This is a genomic window from Mesorhizobium sp. M1D.F.Ca.ET.231.01.1.1 (assembly GCF_003999155.2).
GTDB lineage: Bacteria > Pseudomonadota > Alphaproteobacteria > Rhizobiales > Rhizobiaceae > Mesorhizobium.
Genome location: NZ_RZOZ02000006.1, coordinates 297,995 through 313,095 on the forward strand (window position 1 = coordinate 297,995; position 15,101 = coordinate 313,095).

General features: G+C 64.5%; 13 protein-coding genes and 2 pseudogenes. 4 read left to right on the forward strand and 11 right to left on the reverse strand.

Annotation, left to right across the window (positions count from 1 at the left end):
* Positions 1–126: 126 nt before the first annotated feature.
* Positions 127–1,149 carry a polysaccharide deacetylase gene (locus EN874_RS18660; protein WP_245513615.1) on the forward strand — a complete coding sequence of 341 codons (1,023 nt, stop codon included), beginning with the start codon at positions 127–129 and terminating at the stop codon, positions 1,147–1,149.
* Between the two features lie 38 nt (positions 1,150–1,187).
* Here the strand turns inward: EN874_RS18660 and sbmA are convergent, their stop codons facing one another.
* The 3 genes and pseudogenes from sbmA to EN874_RS18675 all read right to left on the reverse strand — a co-directional run bounded on the left by sbmA (position 1,188) and on the right by EN874_RS18675 (position 4,017).
* Complete coding sequence (gene sbmA / locus EN874_RS18665; protein ID WP_127426403.1) at positions 1,188–2,465, reverse strand: peptide antibiotic transporter SbmA; 1,278 nt, start codon at positions 2,463–2,465, stop codon at positions 1,188–1,190.
* A 122-nt stretch (positions 2,466–2,587) separates the two neighbouring features.
* Positions 2,588–3,748: pseudogene (locus EN874_RS18670) on the reverse strand (YbfB/YjiJ family MFS transporter).
* Between the two features lie 71 nt (positions 3,749–3,819).
* Positions 3,820–4,017, reverse strand: coding sequence for a hypothetical protein (locus EN874_RS18675; RefSeq protein ID WP_127426404.1), 198 nt, complete (start codon positions 4,015–4,017; stop codon positions 3,820–3,822).
* A gap of 96 nt (positions 4,018–4,113) precedes the next feature.
* Here EN874_RS18675 and EN874_RS18680 point away from each other — a divergent pair.
* The 3 genes and pseudogenes from EN874_RS18680 to EN874_RS18690 all read left to right on the forward strand — a co-directional run.
* Positions 4,114–5,025: pseudogene (locus EN874_RS18680) on the forward strand (LysR substrate-binding domain-containing protein); the annotation flags it as partial.
* A 102-nt stretch (positions 5,026–5,127) separates the two neighbouring features.
* Positions 5,128–6,384, forward strand: coding sequence for an aminopeptidase (locus EN874_RS18685; RefSeq protein ID WP_127426406.1), 1,257 nt, complete (start codon positions 5,128–5,130; stop codon positions 6,382–6,384).
* Positions 6,385–6,461: 77 nt separating this feature from the next.
* Positions 6,462–6,818: a DUF488 domain-containing protein gene (locus EN874_RS18690; RefSeq protein ID WP_127426407.1), complete on the forward strand. Its 357-nt coding sequence runs from the start codon at positions 6,462–6,464 to the stop codon at positions 6,816–6,818.
* 216 nt (positions 6,819–7,034) lie between these two features.
* On the opposite strand, the gene EN874_RS18700 is transcribed toward EN874_RS18690, so the two are convergent.
* The 8 genes from EN874_RS18700 to EN874_RS18735 all read right to left on the reverse strand — a co-directional run bounded on the left by EN874_RS18700 (position 7,035) and on the right by EN874_RS18735 (position 15,059).
* Complete coding sequence (locus EN874_RS18700) at positions 7,035–7,388, reverse strand: ArsC family reductase (protein ID WP_127426408.1); 354 nt, start codon at positions 7,386–7,388, stop codon at positions 7,035–7,037.
* Positions 7,389–7,574: 186 nt separating this feature from the next.
* Positions 7,575–7,928: a nuclear transport factor 2 family protein gene (locus EN874_RS18705; protein ID WP_127426409.1), complete on the reverse strand. Its 354-nt coding sequence runs from the start codon at positions 7,926–7,928 to the stop codon at positions 7,575–7,577.
* Between the two features lie 159 nt (positions 7,929–8,087).
* A complete protein-coding gene (locus tag EN874_RS18710; RefSeq protein WP_127426410.1) occupies positions 8,088–9,074 on the reverse strand; it encodes a 2-dehydropantoate 2-reductase in 987 nt (328 codons plus the stop codon).
* A complete protein-coding gene (locus tag EN874_RS18715; protein ID WP_127426411.1) occupies positions 9,074–10,603 on the reverse strand; it encodes an acyl--CoA ligase in 1,530 nt (509 codons plus the stop codon). Before EN874_RS18715 ends, EN874_RS18710 begins: the two co-directional genes overlap by 1 nt.
* Positions 10,604–10,653: 50 nt before the next feature.
* Positions 10,654–12,240, reverse strand: a complete 1,587-nt coding sequence (gene ggt, locus EN874_RS18720; protein ID WP_127426412.1) for a gamma-glutamyltransferase — start codon at positions 12,238–12,240, stop codon at positions 10,654–10,656.
* Positions 12,241–12,262: 22 nt separating this feature from the next.
* The gene (locus EN874_RS18725; protein WP_127426413.1) at positions 12,263–13,063 is read right to left on the reverse strand and encodes an ABC transporter permease; all 801 of its coding nucleotides are present in this window, start codon (positions 13,061–13,063) and stop codon (positions 12,263–12,265) included.
* Positions 13,060–13,983: an ABC transporter permease gene (locus EN874_RS18730; RefSeq protein ID WP_127426414.1), complete on the reverse strand. Its 924-nt coding sequence runs from the start codon at positions 13,981–13,983 to the stop codon at positions 13,060–13,062. Before EN874_RS18730 ends, EN874_RS18725 begins: the two co-directional genes overlap by 4 nt.
* Complete coding sequence (locus tag EN874_RS18735; RefSeq protein WP_127426415.1) at positions 13,980–15,059, reverse strand: ABC transporter ATP-binding protein; 1,080 nt, start codon at positions 15,057–15,059, stop codon at positions 13,980–13,982. Before EN874_RS18735 ends, EN874_RS18730 begins: the two co-directional genes overlap by 4 nt.
* Positions 15,060–15,101 lie beyond the last annotated feature (42 nt).

Sequence of the window (15,101 nt, forward strand, 5' to 3'; positions counted from 1 at the left end):
GGAAGGGGGAGCGCCGGAAAATCGGCGGGACAAGCCAGGGCGGCTTCCAGCCGGGCGTACGTACCCATGCCACAATTGGGCAATAGCCGGCTTTCCAATCGTCAGAAGATCGCCCGAAGGTTGCCAGTGCCAGTGCCACATCCGCTCAGCGTCCTTGCGCTCAGTCTCGCCGCGCTCGCGGCCTCCGTTGCCGCGGCCTTCGCCGATCCGCCGAAATCGCCGGAGCCGACGCCGGCGAAGCCAAAGCAGATCGTGCTCGTCTCCTTCGACAGCGCGCGCGAGATCTCGCAATGGGAACGCAGCCGCGCCCTGGCCAAGCGCACCGGCGCGCATTTCACCTATTTCCTGTCCTGCGTCTTCCTGCTGTCGCCGGAAACGCGCGGCGCGTACACGGCACCGGGCAAGGGCGCCGGCAAGTCGAATATCGGCTTTGCCGCCTCGAAGCAGGACGTCGCGGAGCGGCTGGAGCAGATCCGGCTCGCGGCCGCCGAAGGCCACGACATCGGCAGCCATGCTTGCGGCCATTTCGACGGCAAGGACTGGAGCAAGGCCGAGTGGCTGGCCGAATTCGGCGCCTTCCGGCGCATCCTGGAAAACGCTTATGCGATCAACGGCATCTCGCCAGAGCCGCCCGGCTGGCGCGATTTCGCCCGTCATGCCGTGACCGGTTTCCGCGCGCCGTATCTTTCGACCGACAAGGCGCTTTACGAAGCGCTGCCCGAGGCTGGCTTTAAGTACGACGCGAGCGGCGTCTCGAACGGCCCTGCCCTGCCGCCGACGAAGAACCGCACCACCCGCTTCGCTCTGCCGCTGATACCGGAGGGGCCGAAGGCGAAGCCGGTGGTTGCGATGGACTACAATCTCTATGTCCGCCATTCAGGCGGCTTCGAGAAACCGTCGATGGCGGACGAGTTCGCCGATCGCGCCTACCACGCGTTCCGCGCCGCGTTCGATGCGCAATACAACGGCAAGCGACTGCCGCTCGAGCTCGGCCTCCACTTCACGCAGATGAACGGCGGCACTTACTGGAACGCGCTCGAGCGCTTCGCGGGCGAGGTCTGCGTGAAGGCCGACGTCGAGTGCATCAGCTTCGGCGACTATGTCGAGCGGCGACGCGGTGGCGAGAGGCTGGCAGCCGTGGGCGGCTAAGCACCGGCGACGATGGGCGGGCGGCGCCGCATGCGTTTTTAACTCGCTGGTTGATCCTCTGGACGTAAGCCGGCTCGCTCGCGTTCCAGGTAATGCTGGTCGATATCCGGCAGGGGGGCACCCTCTAGCGTTGCCTCGAAAGCGCGCAGGCGCTTGTAGATTGAAATCAGCTCTACAATTGTTGGCCAAGAATTCACTAGGTATTGGAAAGAATTAGACACTTGGGAGAAGGCAGAGACGATCTGCTGGAAAATTCCAAAAGTAATCTTTCCAACAGCAATTGTCGGCACAAGAATCATAGTTGCAAAAACGCTGTCAGTCTGTAGATACAGGTATCGCGTTACGTCAAAATAAACGTAGTTTGCATACAACGTGAAATAATTCTTGCGCACATTTGCGAAAAGCTCGGCTAACGTTGGTGGTTGGGCGCGACCTTCGTCATCCTCTCCGTAGACTAGCTCTTTTCTCAGCGCTGCCTCAACTCGCTGGTTCTTGAATTCGAGGCCAGGGAGCTTAATGCCAACAATAGCAAGAAGAAGAGTACCGAACAGCGACCAGGTGATCGCTGCGAGCACCAACGGATAGGGAATCGCCCCGACCAAAGGCAGGGCTGTCACATGTGCTGATAAGGCGGCGAGAAGCGGGAGGAAGGCTATCAAGGTCATAACCGAGCTGACGAGATCAACACCCAGTCCTTCCATAGTCCTCGCGAAGCGCATCGTATCGTCTTGCACACGCTGTGAGGCACCTTCGATGTGCCGCAGCCGGGACCAATACGATGTGAAATAGTCGTTCATCGCGGTGCGCCAACGGAAAACATAGTGGCGCACGATAAAGAGGTTCAAAACCGCAACCGTGATTCCTACCAGGGCGAGCGAGAGGAACTGTCCGACGCCGACATAAAGCTCAGCGGCCTGCACCGAGCCTGGAGGAGGGGTTAGCGCCTTTTGAACAAGGTCATAGAAAGAACCGCGCCAGGCGTTCAACGCGATGCTGACTTGGACTGAAAAGTTAGTTGCGAACAGGATGAGACCGGTTCCTAGGATCGACCATATCTGCCAACGATGCGGAGCATACCAAGCCCAAAACAGATAGAAAACGCCCACCCCTCCGAAGAAGTAGATATAAAACCAGATGAAGCCCGGCAGCAGGAAGCGCAGAGGACTGATAGGCGCAGTCTCAGGGTCTATCGGCGGCATACCAAGGAGAGTCCCCAGATGTTCACCGCCAAAGAACCAAAAAATGACAAGCAGAAGGCTCCAGACGACCGCCGAAATTACAAATGGCTTCGGCTGCGGGAAGAAGGATACGAACACTGTGGCGGGTTTCCTCGGTCTGACCGCAAATCAGCGGCGTTGCTGTTCGGCGGGCATAAGGTCACACATTAGTGGGAAAGAAAATGCCCTGCCCTGCGCCCAGCACCGAGCAAGACCACAAATCATGGCGATTTTGGCGCAGCCGACCAGGCGATGACGCCGGAGAGCAGCAAGGCCACGGCGGCCATGAGCGAGGGGAGCACGTAATTGCCGGACGCCTGGGCGAGCAGGCCGGCGGCGATCGGACCGACGATCTGGCCGAGGCCGAAGGCGGCCGTCATCACCGCGAAGATGCGGCGCGGCGCCAGCGGCGCAAGCTGCCTCGCCGCCTGCAGGCCGAGCGCGGTGATGGCGATGAAGGTGCCGCCGAGAAGCACGCCGGCGAGAAGCGACCCGGTGAAACCCTTGACGACAACGCTGGCGGTGACGCCGACCACTTCGACCAGGCAGCTCACGGCATAGGCCGCGTATAGTCCGATCCTGCCGGCGAGCTTCCGCCAGAACCAGGTCGACGGAAAACCGGCAAGACCGGTGACCATCCAGACGGCGGCCTCGAAGACGCGTCCACCGCCGCCCTGGCGGACGATCGCGACCAGGAAAGTGGCCGTTACCACATAGCCGAAGCCGAACAGCCCGTAAGCGAGGATCATCTTGGTCAGCGACTTGTCCCTCGGCAGCGCCGGTTCAGGCCCGTCGACGCCGTTGGCGGGCGTGGCTGAGCCCGCGAGCAGCGCGACAAGGAGCAGGCCGACGGCGGAAATCGCTCCGGACCACAGCCAGCCGGCGGCCCAGCCGGCATGGGAGGTGACGAGAATGGCCAGCAGCGCCGAGGACGCCGCGATGCCGAGACCGACGCCGCCGAAATGCAGCGCCTACAGGTCGCCGCGGCCGGCCTCGGCGAGATGGCTGAAGACGATCGACGACATGAACACCATGACGAAGGCGCTGGCCAGGCCAGCGAGGAAACGAATGACGAGGAAAGCGGCCATCGTTTCGTTCAGCCCCATCAGCCCCGCGAGGACGGCGCTGGCGACAAGGCTCGCGAACATCAGCAGGCGCTCGCGGCCATGCGCCCAGCCGCCGGCCGCGGCAAGCGCGCCGATGAGATAGCCGAGATAGTTGGCGGAGGCGATCCAGCCGGCGTCGGCCGGCGTCAGATGCAGCTCCTCCATCATGCCGGGCAGGATCGGCGTGTAGACGAAGCGGCCGATTCCCATGGCGACGGCGAGCGCCGTCATGCCGGCAATGGCGAGGCGCAAGGGGGATGGCGAGGCGGGGTTCATTGCAGCGCAACATAAGTGTGCGCGCAGGCGAAACAATGCGCTTGTGTTGGGCCAGTTCGGTCAGGCGGCCTTCAGCGGCAGGCTGTCTCGTATGCCGTGCGATGCGCCGTCAGCCGGAAGGGCATGTCGCCGAGCTCGCGCTCCGACATTGTGTCGAGCACCGGATGCGACAGCGGATCGACGACCCAGCGGGCGATCTCGCCGTCATCGTGCCAGCGCTTTACCGGTGCCGCGACGGAAAGCCCCTTCAGCAAAGATAAAATCTTCATCGGATTGCCTCCAAGGTCTGGCTCACCTCGCTAAAATCCGCCTTCCCACCCCAGGTTTCAATTGAGATTTCGGCTCTTCGGATTTAGAAAATCTGAATGGCTATGCTGAACCGCGTCCATCTCAACGGCCTGCGCGCCGTCGAAACCGTCGCCCGGCTGGGCTCGCTCGCAGCCGCGGCCGCCGAGTTCAACGTCTCGGTCAGCGCCGTCAGCCAGCAGGTCAAGCGCACGGAAAAACAGCTTGCCCAGGCGCTATTCGAGCGGACGCCGGCAGGGCTTGTGCCGACGGAATTCGGCACCGTCTTCGCGGCCCGGCTCAGCGCCGGCTTCCGCGAGCTCGCGCAAGCGGTGGCGCTGGCCGACGAAGCGAGCGAATGCACGCTGGTGGTTTCGGTGGCGCCTGCCTTCGCCTCGAAATGGCTGCTGCCGAGGCTGTCGCGGCATTTCGCCCGGCACCCGAATGTTCTGCTGCGGATCGACGCTTCCGCCCGGATCGCCGACCTCGACCGGTCCGACATCGACATCGCCATCCGGCTGGGCGACGGCAAATGGCCGGGCGGCCGGGCGGAGCTGCTTTTGGCGCAAGAGGTGTTTCCGGTCTGCGCGCCATCGATCGCGGCCAAGCTGAAATCGATCGAGGACCTGGCGCAGACCTGCGCCATCACCGACGAACGGGCCATGTTCAGCTGGGACAGCTGGTTCGAGGCCGCGGGCGTCGAACCGGTCACTTTCCTGAAAGGGGCGCGCTTCACCGATCCGATGCTCTGCCTGGAGTCGGCGATTGCCGGCCATGGCGTGATGCTTGCCTGGCAATTGCTGACGGCAGATGCGCTGGCCGACGGAAGGCTGGTGGCGCCCTTCGGCGTGCGCGCCGAAAGCGGCCTTGGCTATTGGCTGGTGACTTCGGAGACGAAGAGCGAAAGCCGCAAGGTGCGGGACTTCAAGGCCTGGATCCGCGAGGAGATCGCGGCCACCATGGCGCAGTTCCGCGCGCTCGACAGCGCGGCTTAAGCTCGTTTGAGCGTCAACAGGACCAGTCGATCGCGGTGGAAAGGCCAACCGCAGCGGTCTATGTAAGGACCAGACTCCACAATCACGGCAGGCAGGATCATGACCACACATTCGCGCGGCGTTTCGGCAACGATCGACCCGGTGAAGCTCGACAGGCTGGCCGAGGTCGCCGTCAAGGTCGGGCTGCAGCTGCAGCCCGGACAGGACCTGGTGCTGACCTCGTCGATCGCGGCGCTGCCGCTGACGCGGCGCATCGTCGAACATGCCTACAAGGCCGGTGCTGGGCTGGTGACGCCGATCTTCAATGATGACGAGATCACGCTGGCGCGCTTCCGCTACGGCGCCGATTCCGGTTTCGACCGCGCCGCCGGCTGGCTTTATGAAGGCATGGCCAAGGCCTTCTCCAACAATGCCGCGCGGCTCGCCGTGCGCGGCGAGGACCCGGCGCTGCTGTCGGCGCAAGACCCGGCCAAGGTAGCGCGCGCCAACAAGGCGAACTCGATGGCCTACCGGCCGGCGCTGGAGAAGATCACCGGCTTCGACATCAACTGGAACATCGTGGCCTATCCCGATCTTGCCTGGGCAAAGCAGGTGTTTCCGGGCGAGCCCGACGACGTCGCGGTGGCCAAGCTCGCCGACGCCATCTTCTCGGCCTCGCGGGTGGATGTAGAGGATCCGATCGGCAACTGGAAGGCGCACAACGCGGCGTTGGCCGAGCGCACGAAATGGCTGAACGATCACAATTTCCATTCCCTGCATTTCACCGGCCCCGGCACCGACCTGACCGTTGGACTGGCGGAAGGCCATGAATGGATGGGCGGCGCCTCGACAGCGAAGAACGGCATTACCTGCAACCCGAACATCCCGACCGAGGAGGTCTTCACCACGCCGCATGCCTGGCGGGTCGAAGGGCACGTGTCATCGACCAAGCCGCTTTCCTACCAGGGCACGCTGATCGACGAGATTTCGGTGCGCTTCGAGGGCGGGCGGATCGTCGAGGCCAAGGCCGCGAAGGGCGAGGACGTGTTGAAGAAGGTGCTCGACACCGACGAGGGCGCGCGCCGCCTCGGCGAGGTGGCGCTGGTGCCGCATTCCTCGCCGATCGCCAAGAGCGGGCTGTTGTTCTTCAACACGCTGTTCGACGAGAATGCCGCCTGCCACATCGCGCTCGGACAATGCTATTCGAAGTGCTTCGTCAACGGCGCGTCGCTCAGCCAGGACGAGATCGCTCAGCGCGGCGGCAACAAGAGTTTTATCCATATCGACTGGATGATCGGCTCGGACAAGATCGACATCGATGGTGTGGCCAAGGACGGCAGCCGCGTGCCGGTCATGCGCAAGGGCGAGTGGGCCTGACACGACTTTTTTTGCGCAATTCCGGACGGAAAACCGTTTGCACACTTTTCCTGGAATTGCTTGACCAAGGAGGCGTAGTGGCCTTCGACATTGCGGTGAAGCGCGTCTACGAGGCGCCAGCGAAAGCCGATGGCCAGCGGGTGCTGGTCGACCGCATCTGGCCGCGCGGCGTCGCCAAGGAGGACGCCGCGCTGGCGCTCTGGCTGAAGGACATCGCGCCGACCGACGAATTGCGCAAATGGTTCGGGCATGAGCCGGAGCGCTGGCCGGAGTTTCGGAAGCGGTATTGGGCCGAGCTTGACGCAAACAAGGAGGCGGTGGCGGAGCTGCGCGATGTGCTTCGCGAGGGAAAGGTGACGCTGCTTTATGGCGCGCATGACGAAGCGCACAACAATGCGGTGGCGCTGGCGGGGTATTTGCGAGCCCGTGCGTAAGCGTGGAAACGCCGGCGGGACAGCGCCCCACTCTGTCCTGCCGGACATCTCCCCCTCTTGGGGGGAGATCAGATGTCGCAACGGCTTTCGCCAATCGCCAACGTTGCAGAATGAGCTAGGCGTCGAAACTGCCAACCTCCCCCCTTGAGGGGGAGATGTCCGGCAGGACAGAGAGGGGCGCGAAGGAACGCGGCGTACGAAGGTCGCTGCTAGGTACTACCTTCCGCCAACCGCCTCCTCGTAAACATCCGCCTTAAATCCAACGAGAACCCGATCCCCCACCTCCAGAACCGGCCGCTTGATCATGGTCGGCTTGGCGAGCATCAGCTTCTTCGCCTTCTTCTCGTCGAGTGCTTCCTTGGCCTTCTCCGGCAGCTCGCGAAAAGTGGTGCTGCCCTTGTTGAGCAGCTTTTCCCAGCCGACCTCGCCGACCCAGCCGTCCAGCCTCTCCGCCTCGATGCCCTCGGCCCGGTAGTCATGGAAGCGGTACGGAATGTCGTGGCCATCCAGCCAGGCGCGCGCCTTCCTGATCGTGTCGCAGGTGGTGATGCCGTACATGGTGATCGTCAATTCAGACCTCGGGCGGATGGGTTGCGAATCTGGCCGAACCCTAGGCCCGCCCTGCCCGCTTTGCCAGCGGGGCTATGCGAAGACGATTTAACGCGCCGCATGGCGGCGGCCGGAATATCATCCCGGCCGCCATCCTGATTTTCAATCGTGCAGCGCAAAAAAACGAAAGGCTAGAGCAGGCCGGCTTCAATAATAGAAGCGCTCTTCGCTGATCTTACCGTTCTTGACCGTGTAGAGGCCAACCTCGTCCATTTTGACGCGTTCGCCGGTAGATTTGGGCGTCACGTCAAAGCTGAAGCGCAAGGCGAACTGGTCGCCATTGACATAGGGGCCCTCGACCGAGCCGCCATGAACCTCGTGGTTCGCTTCCCACCATTCGCCCTTCTGCTTGACGGCTTCCTTGCCGTTGCAAACAGCCATCGGGCCTTCCATCGCTTCGTAGCTGACGATGTCGTCGGCATTGTATTTCGCGGCAGCGCTGTGGCTGTCGCCCTGCTTGAGGAGTTCGGTGAAATCCTTGGCAATTTCGGCAGTGGTCATGATTTCCTCCCGGTTTGGACCAGAGATGAAGTAGGGATCGATTCTTCGCCCGCCACCGTCAGGTCACCTCGCAGGTGACAATTCGTGTCAGGATGGCGGCCTCAGCGCGGCGAAGATAGTCACGCTTCGAAGGATAGTCTAGAACAAAACAGGAACAATCTACAAGGAAGAATAACATCCACGTTCGATCGCCAGGCGCCGCACCAGCGCGAGAACGCTGTCGATGGCCGGCGTCGGCTGGCCGGTCAGGCGGCCGAGTTCCTGCACGGCGCTCACCAGCGCATCGATCTCCATCGGGCGGCCGCGCTCGAGATCCTGCAGCATCGAGGTCTTGTGCTCGCCGACATCGCCGGCGCCCTTGATGCGCCGGTCGACGGAAACGGGAAAACGCACGCCGAGGCTCTCGCCAATGGCCTGAGCCTCCAGCATCATGGCGCGGGCAAGCGCGCGCGTGCCTTGATCAGCGACGATGGCCGCGAGCGTGCTGCCGGTCAGCGCCGAGATCGGGTTGAAGGAAAGATTGCCCCAGAGCTTCACCCAGATCTCCGAGCGTATGTCCTCGCGGACCGGCGCCTGCAGCCCGGCCTTGACCAGTTCGCGCGCGAGTGCTGCGACACGCTCGCTCTTTTCGCCGGAAGGCTCGCCGAGCGAAAAGCGCGTGCCCTCGACATGACGGATCAGGCCGGGCGCATCGACCTCGACCGCCGGATAGACGACCGAGCCGATGACGCGCTCGGGCCCGATGCGCTGCCAGATCGCTCCGCCGGGATCGACCGCGTTCAGCCGCGTGCCTTCGAGCGCGCCGCCTGCCCTGTAGAAATACCACCAGGGCACGCCGTTCTGCATGGTGACGACGGCGGTCCCCTCGCCCAGCAGCGGCGCGATCTGGCCGAGCGCCGGCGCCAGCGAGTGCGCCTTCAACGCCAGCACGACATAGTCCTGCGCGCCGAGCTCCTCTGCCCGGGCCGCGGCCCTCACCCGTGTCGCTTCCTCCTTGCCGTCCTCGATCAGGCGAAGGCCGTTGGCCTCGATCGCTTCGAGATGCGCGCCGCGTGCCACGATCGACAGATCGACGTTGCCGGCGATCGCCAGCTTGGCGGCGACATAGCCGCCGATGGCACCGGCGCCGAAAACGGTGACGCGCATCAGCCGAGCCCGAGTTTTGCCGCGAGACCGATGCGCTGCAATTTTCCCGTCGCGCCCTTCGGGATCTCGTCCAGGATCAGCACCTTGCGCGGCACCTTGAAATCGGCGAGCCGGGTCGACGCAAAGCCGCGTATGTCGGACTCGCTGGCGCTCTGGCCTTCGCGCAGCACGACAGCGGCCGCGACCTCTTCGCCGAGCTTGTCGTGCGGCATGGCGAAGGTGACGACCTGCGCCACCGCCGGATGGTCCATCAGCACGCCGTCGACCTCGAGCGGCGATATCTTTTCGCCGCCGCGATTGATGATCTCCTTCAGCCGGCCGGTGACGCGCAGATAACCGTCCTCGTCGAGCACGCCCTGGTCGCCGGTGTGGAACCAGCCATGGGCGAAGGCGCTGGCGTTGGCGTCCGGATTCTTCTCGTAGCCTGCGGTGACGTTCGGACCGCGAATGACGATCTCGCCGATCTCGCCGGCTGCGAGCAGCCGCCCGTCCGGCGCCATCACCGCCACTTCCGGCCCGGCCGACGCGCCGACGCTGCCCGGCTTGCGCAGGCCGGGCGGGAGGCGGTTGGAGGCCATCTGGTGCGCGGCTTCCGTCATGCCGTAGGACTCAATCACCGGGCAGCCGAAGGTGGATTCCAGCTCGGCCATCACCTGCGCCGGGAGCGACGCCGACGACGAGCGGATGAAGCGCAGCTTCGCCTCGGCCAGCTGCTCGGGATTGCGCGCGGCGCGCGGCAGGATCGCCTGATGCATGGTCGGCACCGCCGTGTACCAGCTCGGCTTCGCCTCGCTCAGCCACTGGAAGAAGCGCAGCGCGTTGAAGCCCGGCGTGCAGAAGACGCAGCCGCCGGCGGCAAGCGAGGACAGCACCGCCGCGATCAGCCCGTGGATATGGAAGAGCGGCATGATGTTCAGGCAGCGGTCGGCTGCCGTCAGGCCGAGCGTCGCGCCGATATGCGCTGCCGACGCCGCAAGATTGGCGTGGCTGAGCGGCACCAGCTTCGGACGCGACGTCGTGCCGGAAGTATGGAGCAGCAGCGCGACATCGCCGTCCTTGGCCAATCCGGACACGACAGGTGCTCCCGCCGAGTCGCCCTCGATCGTGAAGACGCCTGCCGGCGCGCCGTCCGGCACGACCAGCCGCAGCACGGAGATGCCTAGACGCCCGGCAACCTCGACCGCCGGCCCCGTCTCGTTCTTGCCGACGAGGATCGCCTTGACGCCGATGTCGCTCAGATAGAAATCGAGCTCGTCGGCGCGGTAGGCGGGATTGAGCGGCGCCGTGGAGGCGGCGGCGGCGATCGCGATGAAAGCCGTCGCCATCTCCGGGCCGTTCGGCAAAACAATAGCGACGCGGTCGCCGCGGCCGATGCCGAGCGCGTTGAGCCGAGCCACTGTCTCCTGGATCAGCCGGCGCAGCCTGCCATGCGAGAGAGCCGCCCGTTCGGGCGCAGCAATGGCCGGCGCGTCTTCGGCACCGGGCGCGAGACGATGGGCGAGGTCGATGGATTTTCCGCTTCTTGTCATGGTTCCAGACTATGTTTCGAACGCTCGGCCGATGTCCAGCAAAGGGCTGCTCAATATCCGAGCGCCAGGCCGTCCTTGCGCGGATCGGAGGCGCCGGTCAGGGTGCCTTTTTCCCAATCGATGAGCACCGCCTGTCCGCCGCCAAGGGGATGGTCGGGCTCGACAACGCGGTGGCCACGGCGACGCAGGCCCTCGGTGGCGTCGGGACGCACGCTGCGCTCGGCCTCGACGACATCGTGGTTGTAGAAGACGCGCGCTGCGTCCAGCGCCTGCTGCGGGTCCATGCCGAAATCGATCATATTGGTCAAAAGATGCACGTGGCCGAAGGGCTGGTAGCCGCCGCCCATGACGCCGAACGGCATCACGGCGCGGCCGTTCCTGGTCATCATGCCCGGCATGATCGTGTGCATCGGCCGTTTGCCAGGCGCTATCGCGTTCGGGTGCTTCGCATCGAGGCGGAAGCTCGAGCCGCGGTTCTGCAGCACGACGCCCGTCTTCGGCCCGACGACGCCGCTGCCGAAGGAATAATAGGTCGAGTTGATGAAGCTCACCGCATTCAAGTCGCTATCGACGACGGTGATATAGACCGTGTCGCTGCCCGGCAGATCGAGACGCGGCAGATGCGTCATCGCGCGCTCGGGATCGATCGTAGCGCGCAGCCGGTCGGCATAGGCGCCGGAGAGCAGCGCGCTCACCGGAACGTCGACATGGTCCTGGTCGGCGAAAAATGCATCCCGGTCCTGGTAGGCCAGCCGTCCCGCCTCGATCTCCAGATGCAGGCGCTCGGCGCCATTCGGGTCGAGCGCGGCAAGGTCGAAGCCGGACAGCACATTGAGCATCAAGAGCGCGGTGAGCCCCTGATTGTTCGGTGGCATCTGGTGGATGTCATAGCCGCGATAGGAGGTGCCGATCGCAGTCCTGTAGTCGCCCCTGGTCGCGGCGAAGTCGTCCAGCGTATGCAGCCCGCCAAGCTGGCGAAGCCGTGCGACAATATCCTCGGCCACCGCGCCTTCATAGAAGCCGGCGCGACCTTTCCTGGCGATGATGCGCAGCGTCTCCGCCAGTTCCGGCTGGCGATGGATATCGCCGGCCTTGGGAGGCTTGCCGCCCGGCAGGAAGATGCGCGTTGCCACCTCGTCGGCCGACAGATCGGTTTCCGGATCAGCCCAGTCGAAGGCGACCCGGTCGTGCACGACATAGCCTTCTTCGGCATAACGGATGGCCGGCGCCAAAGCGTCGGCGATGCCCTTGCGGCCATGATCCTCCAGCAGCCGGCACCAAGCGTCGACGGCGCCGGGAACGGTGACCGCATGCGGGCCCTGCTTGGGAAGCTCGCTGAAACCGTTCTCGCGATACCAGTCGACCGTCGCGGCCTGGGGCGCGCGGCCCGAGCCGTTGAAAGCGATCACGTTGCCGTCGCCCTTCGGGCAATAGAGGACAAAACAGTCGCCGCCGATGCCGGTCGATTGCGGCTCGACCACGGCCTGCACCGCCGCCGCGCAGACGGCCGCGTCCATGGCGTTGCCGCCGGAGCGCAGCATGTCGATGGCGGCAAGTGTCGCGAGCGGATGCGAGGTCGCGGCCATGGCTTCGGTGGCGCGGACCGGCGAGCGGCCGGGAAACTGGAAATCACGCATGCGGTTCAGATTATCCCTGTATTCAACGTCCGCGGCCGAAAAGCTGGGCGGCGGAGAACAAGACGATCGATAGCACGATCAGGCAAGTCGAAATGGCGGCAATCGTCGGGTCGATCTGATCGCGCAACGCATTGAACATGCGGCGCGTCAGCGTCGTCGTCTCGCCGCCCGAGATGAAGAGCGAGACCACCACCTCGTCGAAGGAAGTGATGAAGGCGAACAGCGCGCCCGAGACGATCGAGAAGCGCAGCTGCGGCAGGGTCACCTGGAAGAAGGCGGCGAGGCGTCCGGCGCCAAGGCTGCGCGCCACCATTTCCTGGCTCATGTCGTAGGAACGCAAGCCGGAAAGCACAGTGAGCACCACCAGCGGCAGCGCCTGGACGGTGTGGGCGATGACAAGGCCGGTCAGCGTGTTGTTGAGGCCGATGCGCGCATAGAGGAAGAAGGTGCCGATGCCGATCAGGATGACCGGAATGATGAGCGATGCCGTCAGCAGCGCATTGATGGCGCCGGTCAGCCGCAGCGTGCCGGCATTGATGGCATAGGCCGCGGCGGTGCCGAGCGGCGTCGCCACGATCGCCGTCATCACCGCTACCTTGACCGAGACGACGGTGGCGTCGTGCCATTCGACGGAGCCGAAGTAGGCCTCATACCAGCGCAGCGACCATTGCTCGGGCGGGAACTGCAGCAGCGTCGAGCCGGAGAAGGACATGATGACGATGATCACCGAGGGGGCGATCAGGAAGAGCATGACGAGGCCGCCCAGCAGATAGAGCCAGAGACGTTGCCAGTGCGAGATGGGCAGGCTGTTTTGTGCGCTCATCGCCTGCTCCATATGCCGGTGGCGCGCGCGCCGAGCAGCCGCTGGAACAGGCCGAGCAGCGCCAGCGTGACGGCAAGCAGCACGACGCCGAGCGCCGCGCCCGCTCCCCAGTTGGAATAGAGGCTGGTCGCCTGCTCCATGCGCATGGCCCACATGATGACCTTGCCGCCGCCCATCAGCGCCGGCGTGACGAAGAAGCCGAGGCAAAGCACGAAGACGATGACCACGCCCGAGGCGAGGCCCGGCAGCGACAGCGGGAAGAAGATCTGGCGGAAGGTGGCGGCCGGGCTGGCGCCGAGATTCATGCCGGCACGCAGGCAGTCGACGTCGATCGTCTTCATCGAAGCGTAAAGCGGCAGCACCAGGAACGGCAGCATGATGTGCGTCATGCCGATGACGACGCCGGCGAAATTGTTGGCGAGCGGCAGCGGCTGGCCGATGATGCCGAGGTCGATCAGCCAGTTGTTGATCAGGCCCTTGCGCTGCAGGATGACCAGCCAGGCATAGGTGCGCACCAAGACGGAGGTCCAGAACGGCAGGATAACGAAGATCAGGCAGATCGAGGCCGCGCGGCGCGGCAGCTGCGACAGCATATAGGCCAGGGGATAGCCGAACAGCACGCAGGCGCCGGTGACGACGAAGGCCACCTTGAAGGTGGTGGCAAAGGTCTTGATGTAGGACGCCTGCTCGAAGAAGCGCGCATAGTTGGCGGCGCTGAGCTGACCGGTCTCGTCGAACAGCGACAGCCAGAACAGCCAGCCGATCGGCACGATGATGACGGCGAAGACCAGAAACAGCCCGGGCGACAGCAGCGCCAGCAGCCCCAGTGCCTGCCGCCGCGCATCGGCGCGCAGCGCGTCTGCGTTCAGCACGCCATCAGACTTGCCGGCATGGCCGAGGCTCGCGGATCCGACGCTCATTGGTCCGCCACCAGCACGACATCCTGCGCATCGATGCCGAGCGTGATCGGCTCGCCCGGCGCCGGCAGCTTCGCCAGCACGTCGGAGCGGCAATAGTCGCGCAGCGTCACCTGCCGGCCGTCGCGCAGCGTCGCGTAGCAGATGAAGCTGTCGCCCTGGTAGATGACATCGCCAACGGTCGCCGGCAGCATGTTGAGGCCCGACTGGTCCGTGTCGGCGATCAGCCGCAGCTTTTCCGGCCGCACCACCATCAGATGCGGACCGGCGGCCGGCGGCGGATCGTTCATGCGCAGCTTGCGGTCCTCATACCAGACGCTGCCGTTGCGGCATTCGACGGGGATGAAGTTGGATTCGCCGATGAAGCCGGCGACGAACTTCGTCTTCGGCTTGGCATAGAGCGCCTCGGGCTGGTCGATCTGCTCGATGCGGCCGGCATTCATGACCGCGATGCGGTCCGACATGGTGATCGCCTCGCGCTGGTCGTGGGTGACGTAGACGGTTGTCATGCCGAGCCGGCGGTGGAGGTTGCGCAGCTCGATCTGCATGTGCTCGCGCAGCCCCTTGTCGAGCGCCGAGAGCGGCTCGTCCATCAAGACGATGCGCGGCTCGAAGACGATGGCCCGCGCCAGCGCCACGCGTTGGCGCTGGCCGCCGGAAAGCTGGTCGACGCGGCGCTCGCCCAGCCCCTGCAGGCGCACGAGATCAAGCGCCTTCTCCACGCGCTCCCTGGTGTCGGCCACGGAGGCCCGCCGCTGCTTCAGCGGAAAGGCGACATTGTGGAAGACGTTCATGTGCGGGAACAGCGCATAATTCTGGAACACCATGCCGATGTTGCGCCTGTGCGGCGGCATGGTGATGATCTCCTCGCCACCGACCTTGATTGAGCCGGCATTGGCGCGAACAAAACCCGCCAGGATCATCAGCAGCGTCGTCTTTCCCGAACCCGACGGACCGAGCAGCGTCAGGAATTCTCCAGCGGCGACATCGAGGCTGAGATCGCTCAGGATGGAGAGCGAGCCGAAGTGCTTCTCGATACCGTGAATGCCGATGGGAAGCGCTGACGGCGCAAGAGACAAGAGCATCTCCTTCAACTCCGGAGCATTGTCGGCGAAACGGCC

What these genes read in the sequence shown, in the direction of transcription:
- EN874_RS18730 (WP_127426414.1), bottom strand. Translation starts at nt 13,983, where the DNA reads ATGAGCGTCGGATCCGCGAGCCTCGGCCATGCCGGCAAGTCTGATGGC.
- ggt (WP_127426412.1), bottom strand. Translation starts at nt 12,240, where the DNA reads ATGCGTGATTTCCAGTTTCCCGGCCGCTCGCCGGTCCGCGCCACCGAA.
- EN874_RS18710 (WP_127426410.1), bottom strand. Translation starts at nt 9,074, where the DNA reads ATGCGCGTCACCGTTTTCGGCGCCGGTGCCATCGGCGGCTATGTCGCC.
- EN874_RS18715 (WP_127426411.1), bottom strand. Translation starts at nt 10,603, where the DNA reads ATGACAAGAAGCGGAAAATCCATCGACCTCGCCCATCGTCTCGCGCCC.
- EN874_RS18675 (WP_127426404.1), bottom strand. Translation starts at nt 4,017, where the DNA reads ATGAAGATTTTATCTTTGCTGAAGGGGCTTTCCGTCGCGGCACCGGTA.
- EN874_RS18685 (WP_127426406.1), top strand. Translation starts at nt 5,128, where the DNA reads ATGACCACACATTCGCGCGGCGTTTCGGCAACGATCGACCCGGTGAAG.
- EN874_RS18705 (WP_127426409.1), bottom strand. Translation starts at nt 7,928, where the DNA reads ATGACCACTGCCGAAATTGCCAAGGATTTCACCGAACTCCTCAAGCAG.
- EN874_RS18725 (WP_127426413.1), bottom strand. Translation starts at nt 13,063, where the DNA reads ATGAGCGCACAAAACAGCCTGCCCATCTCGCACTGGCAACGTCTCTGG.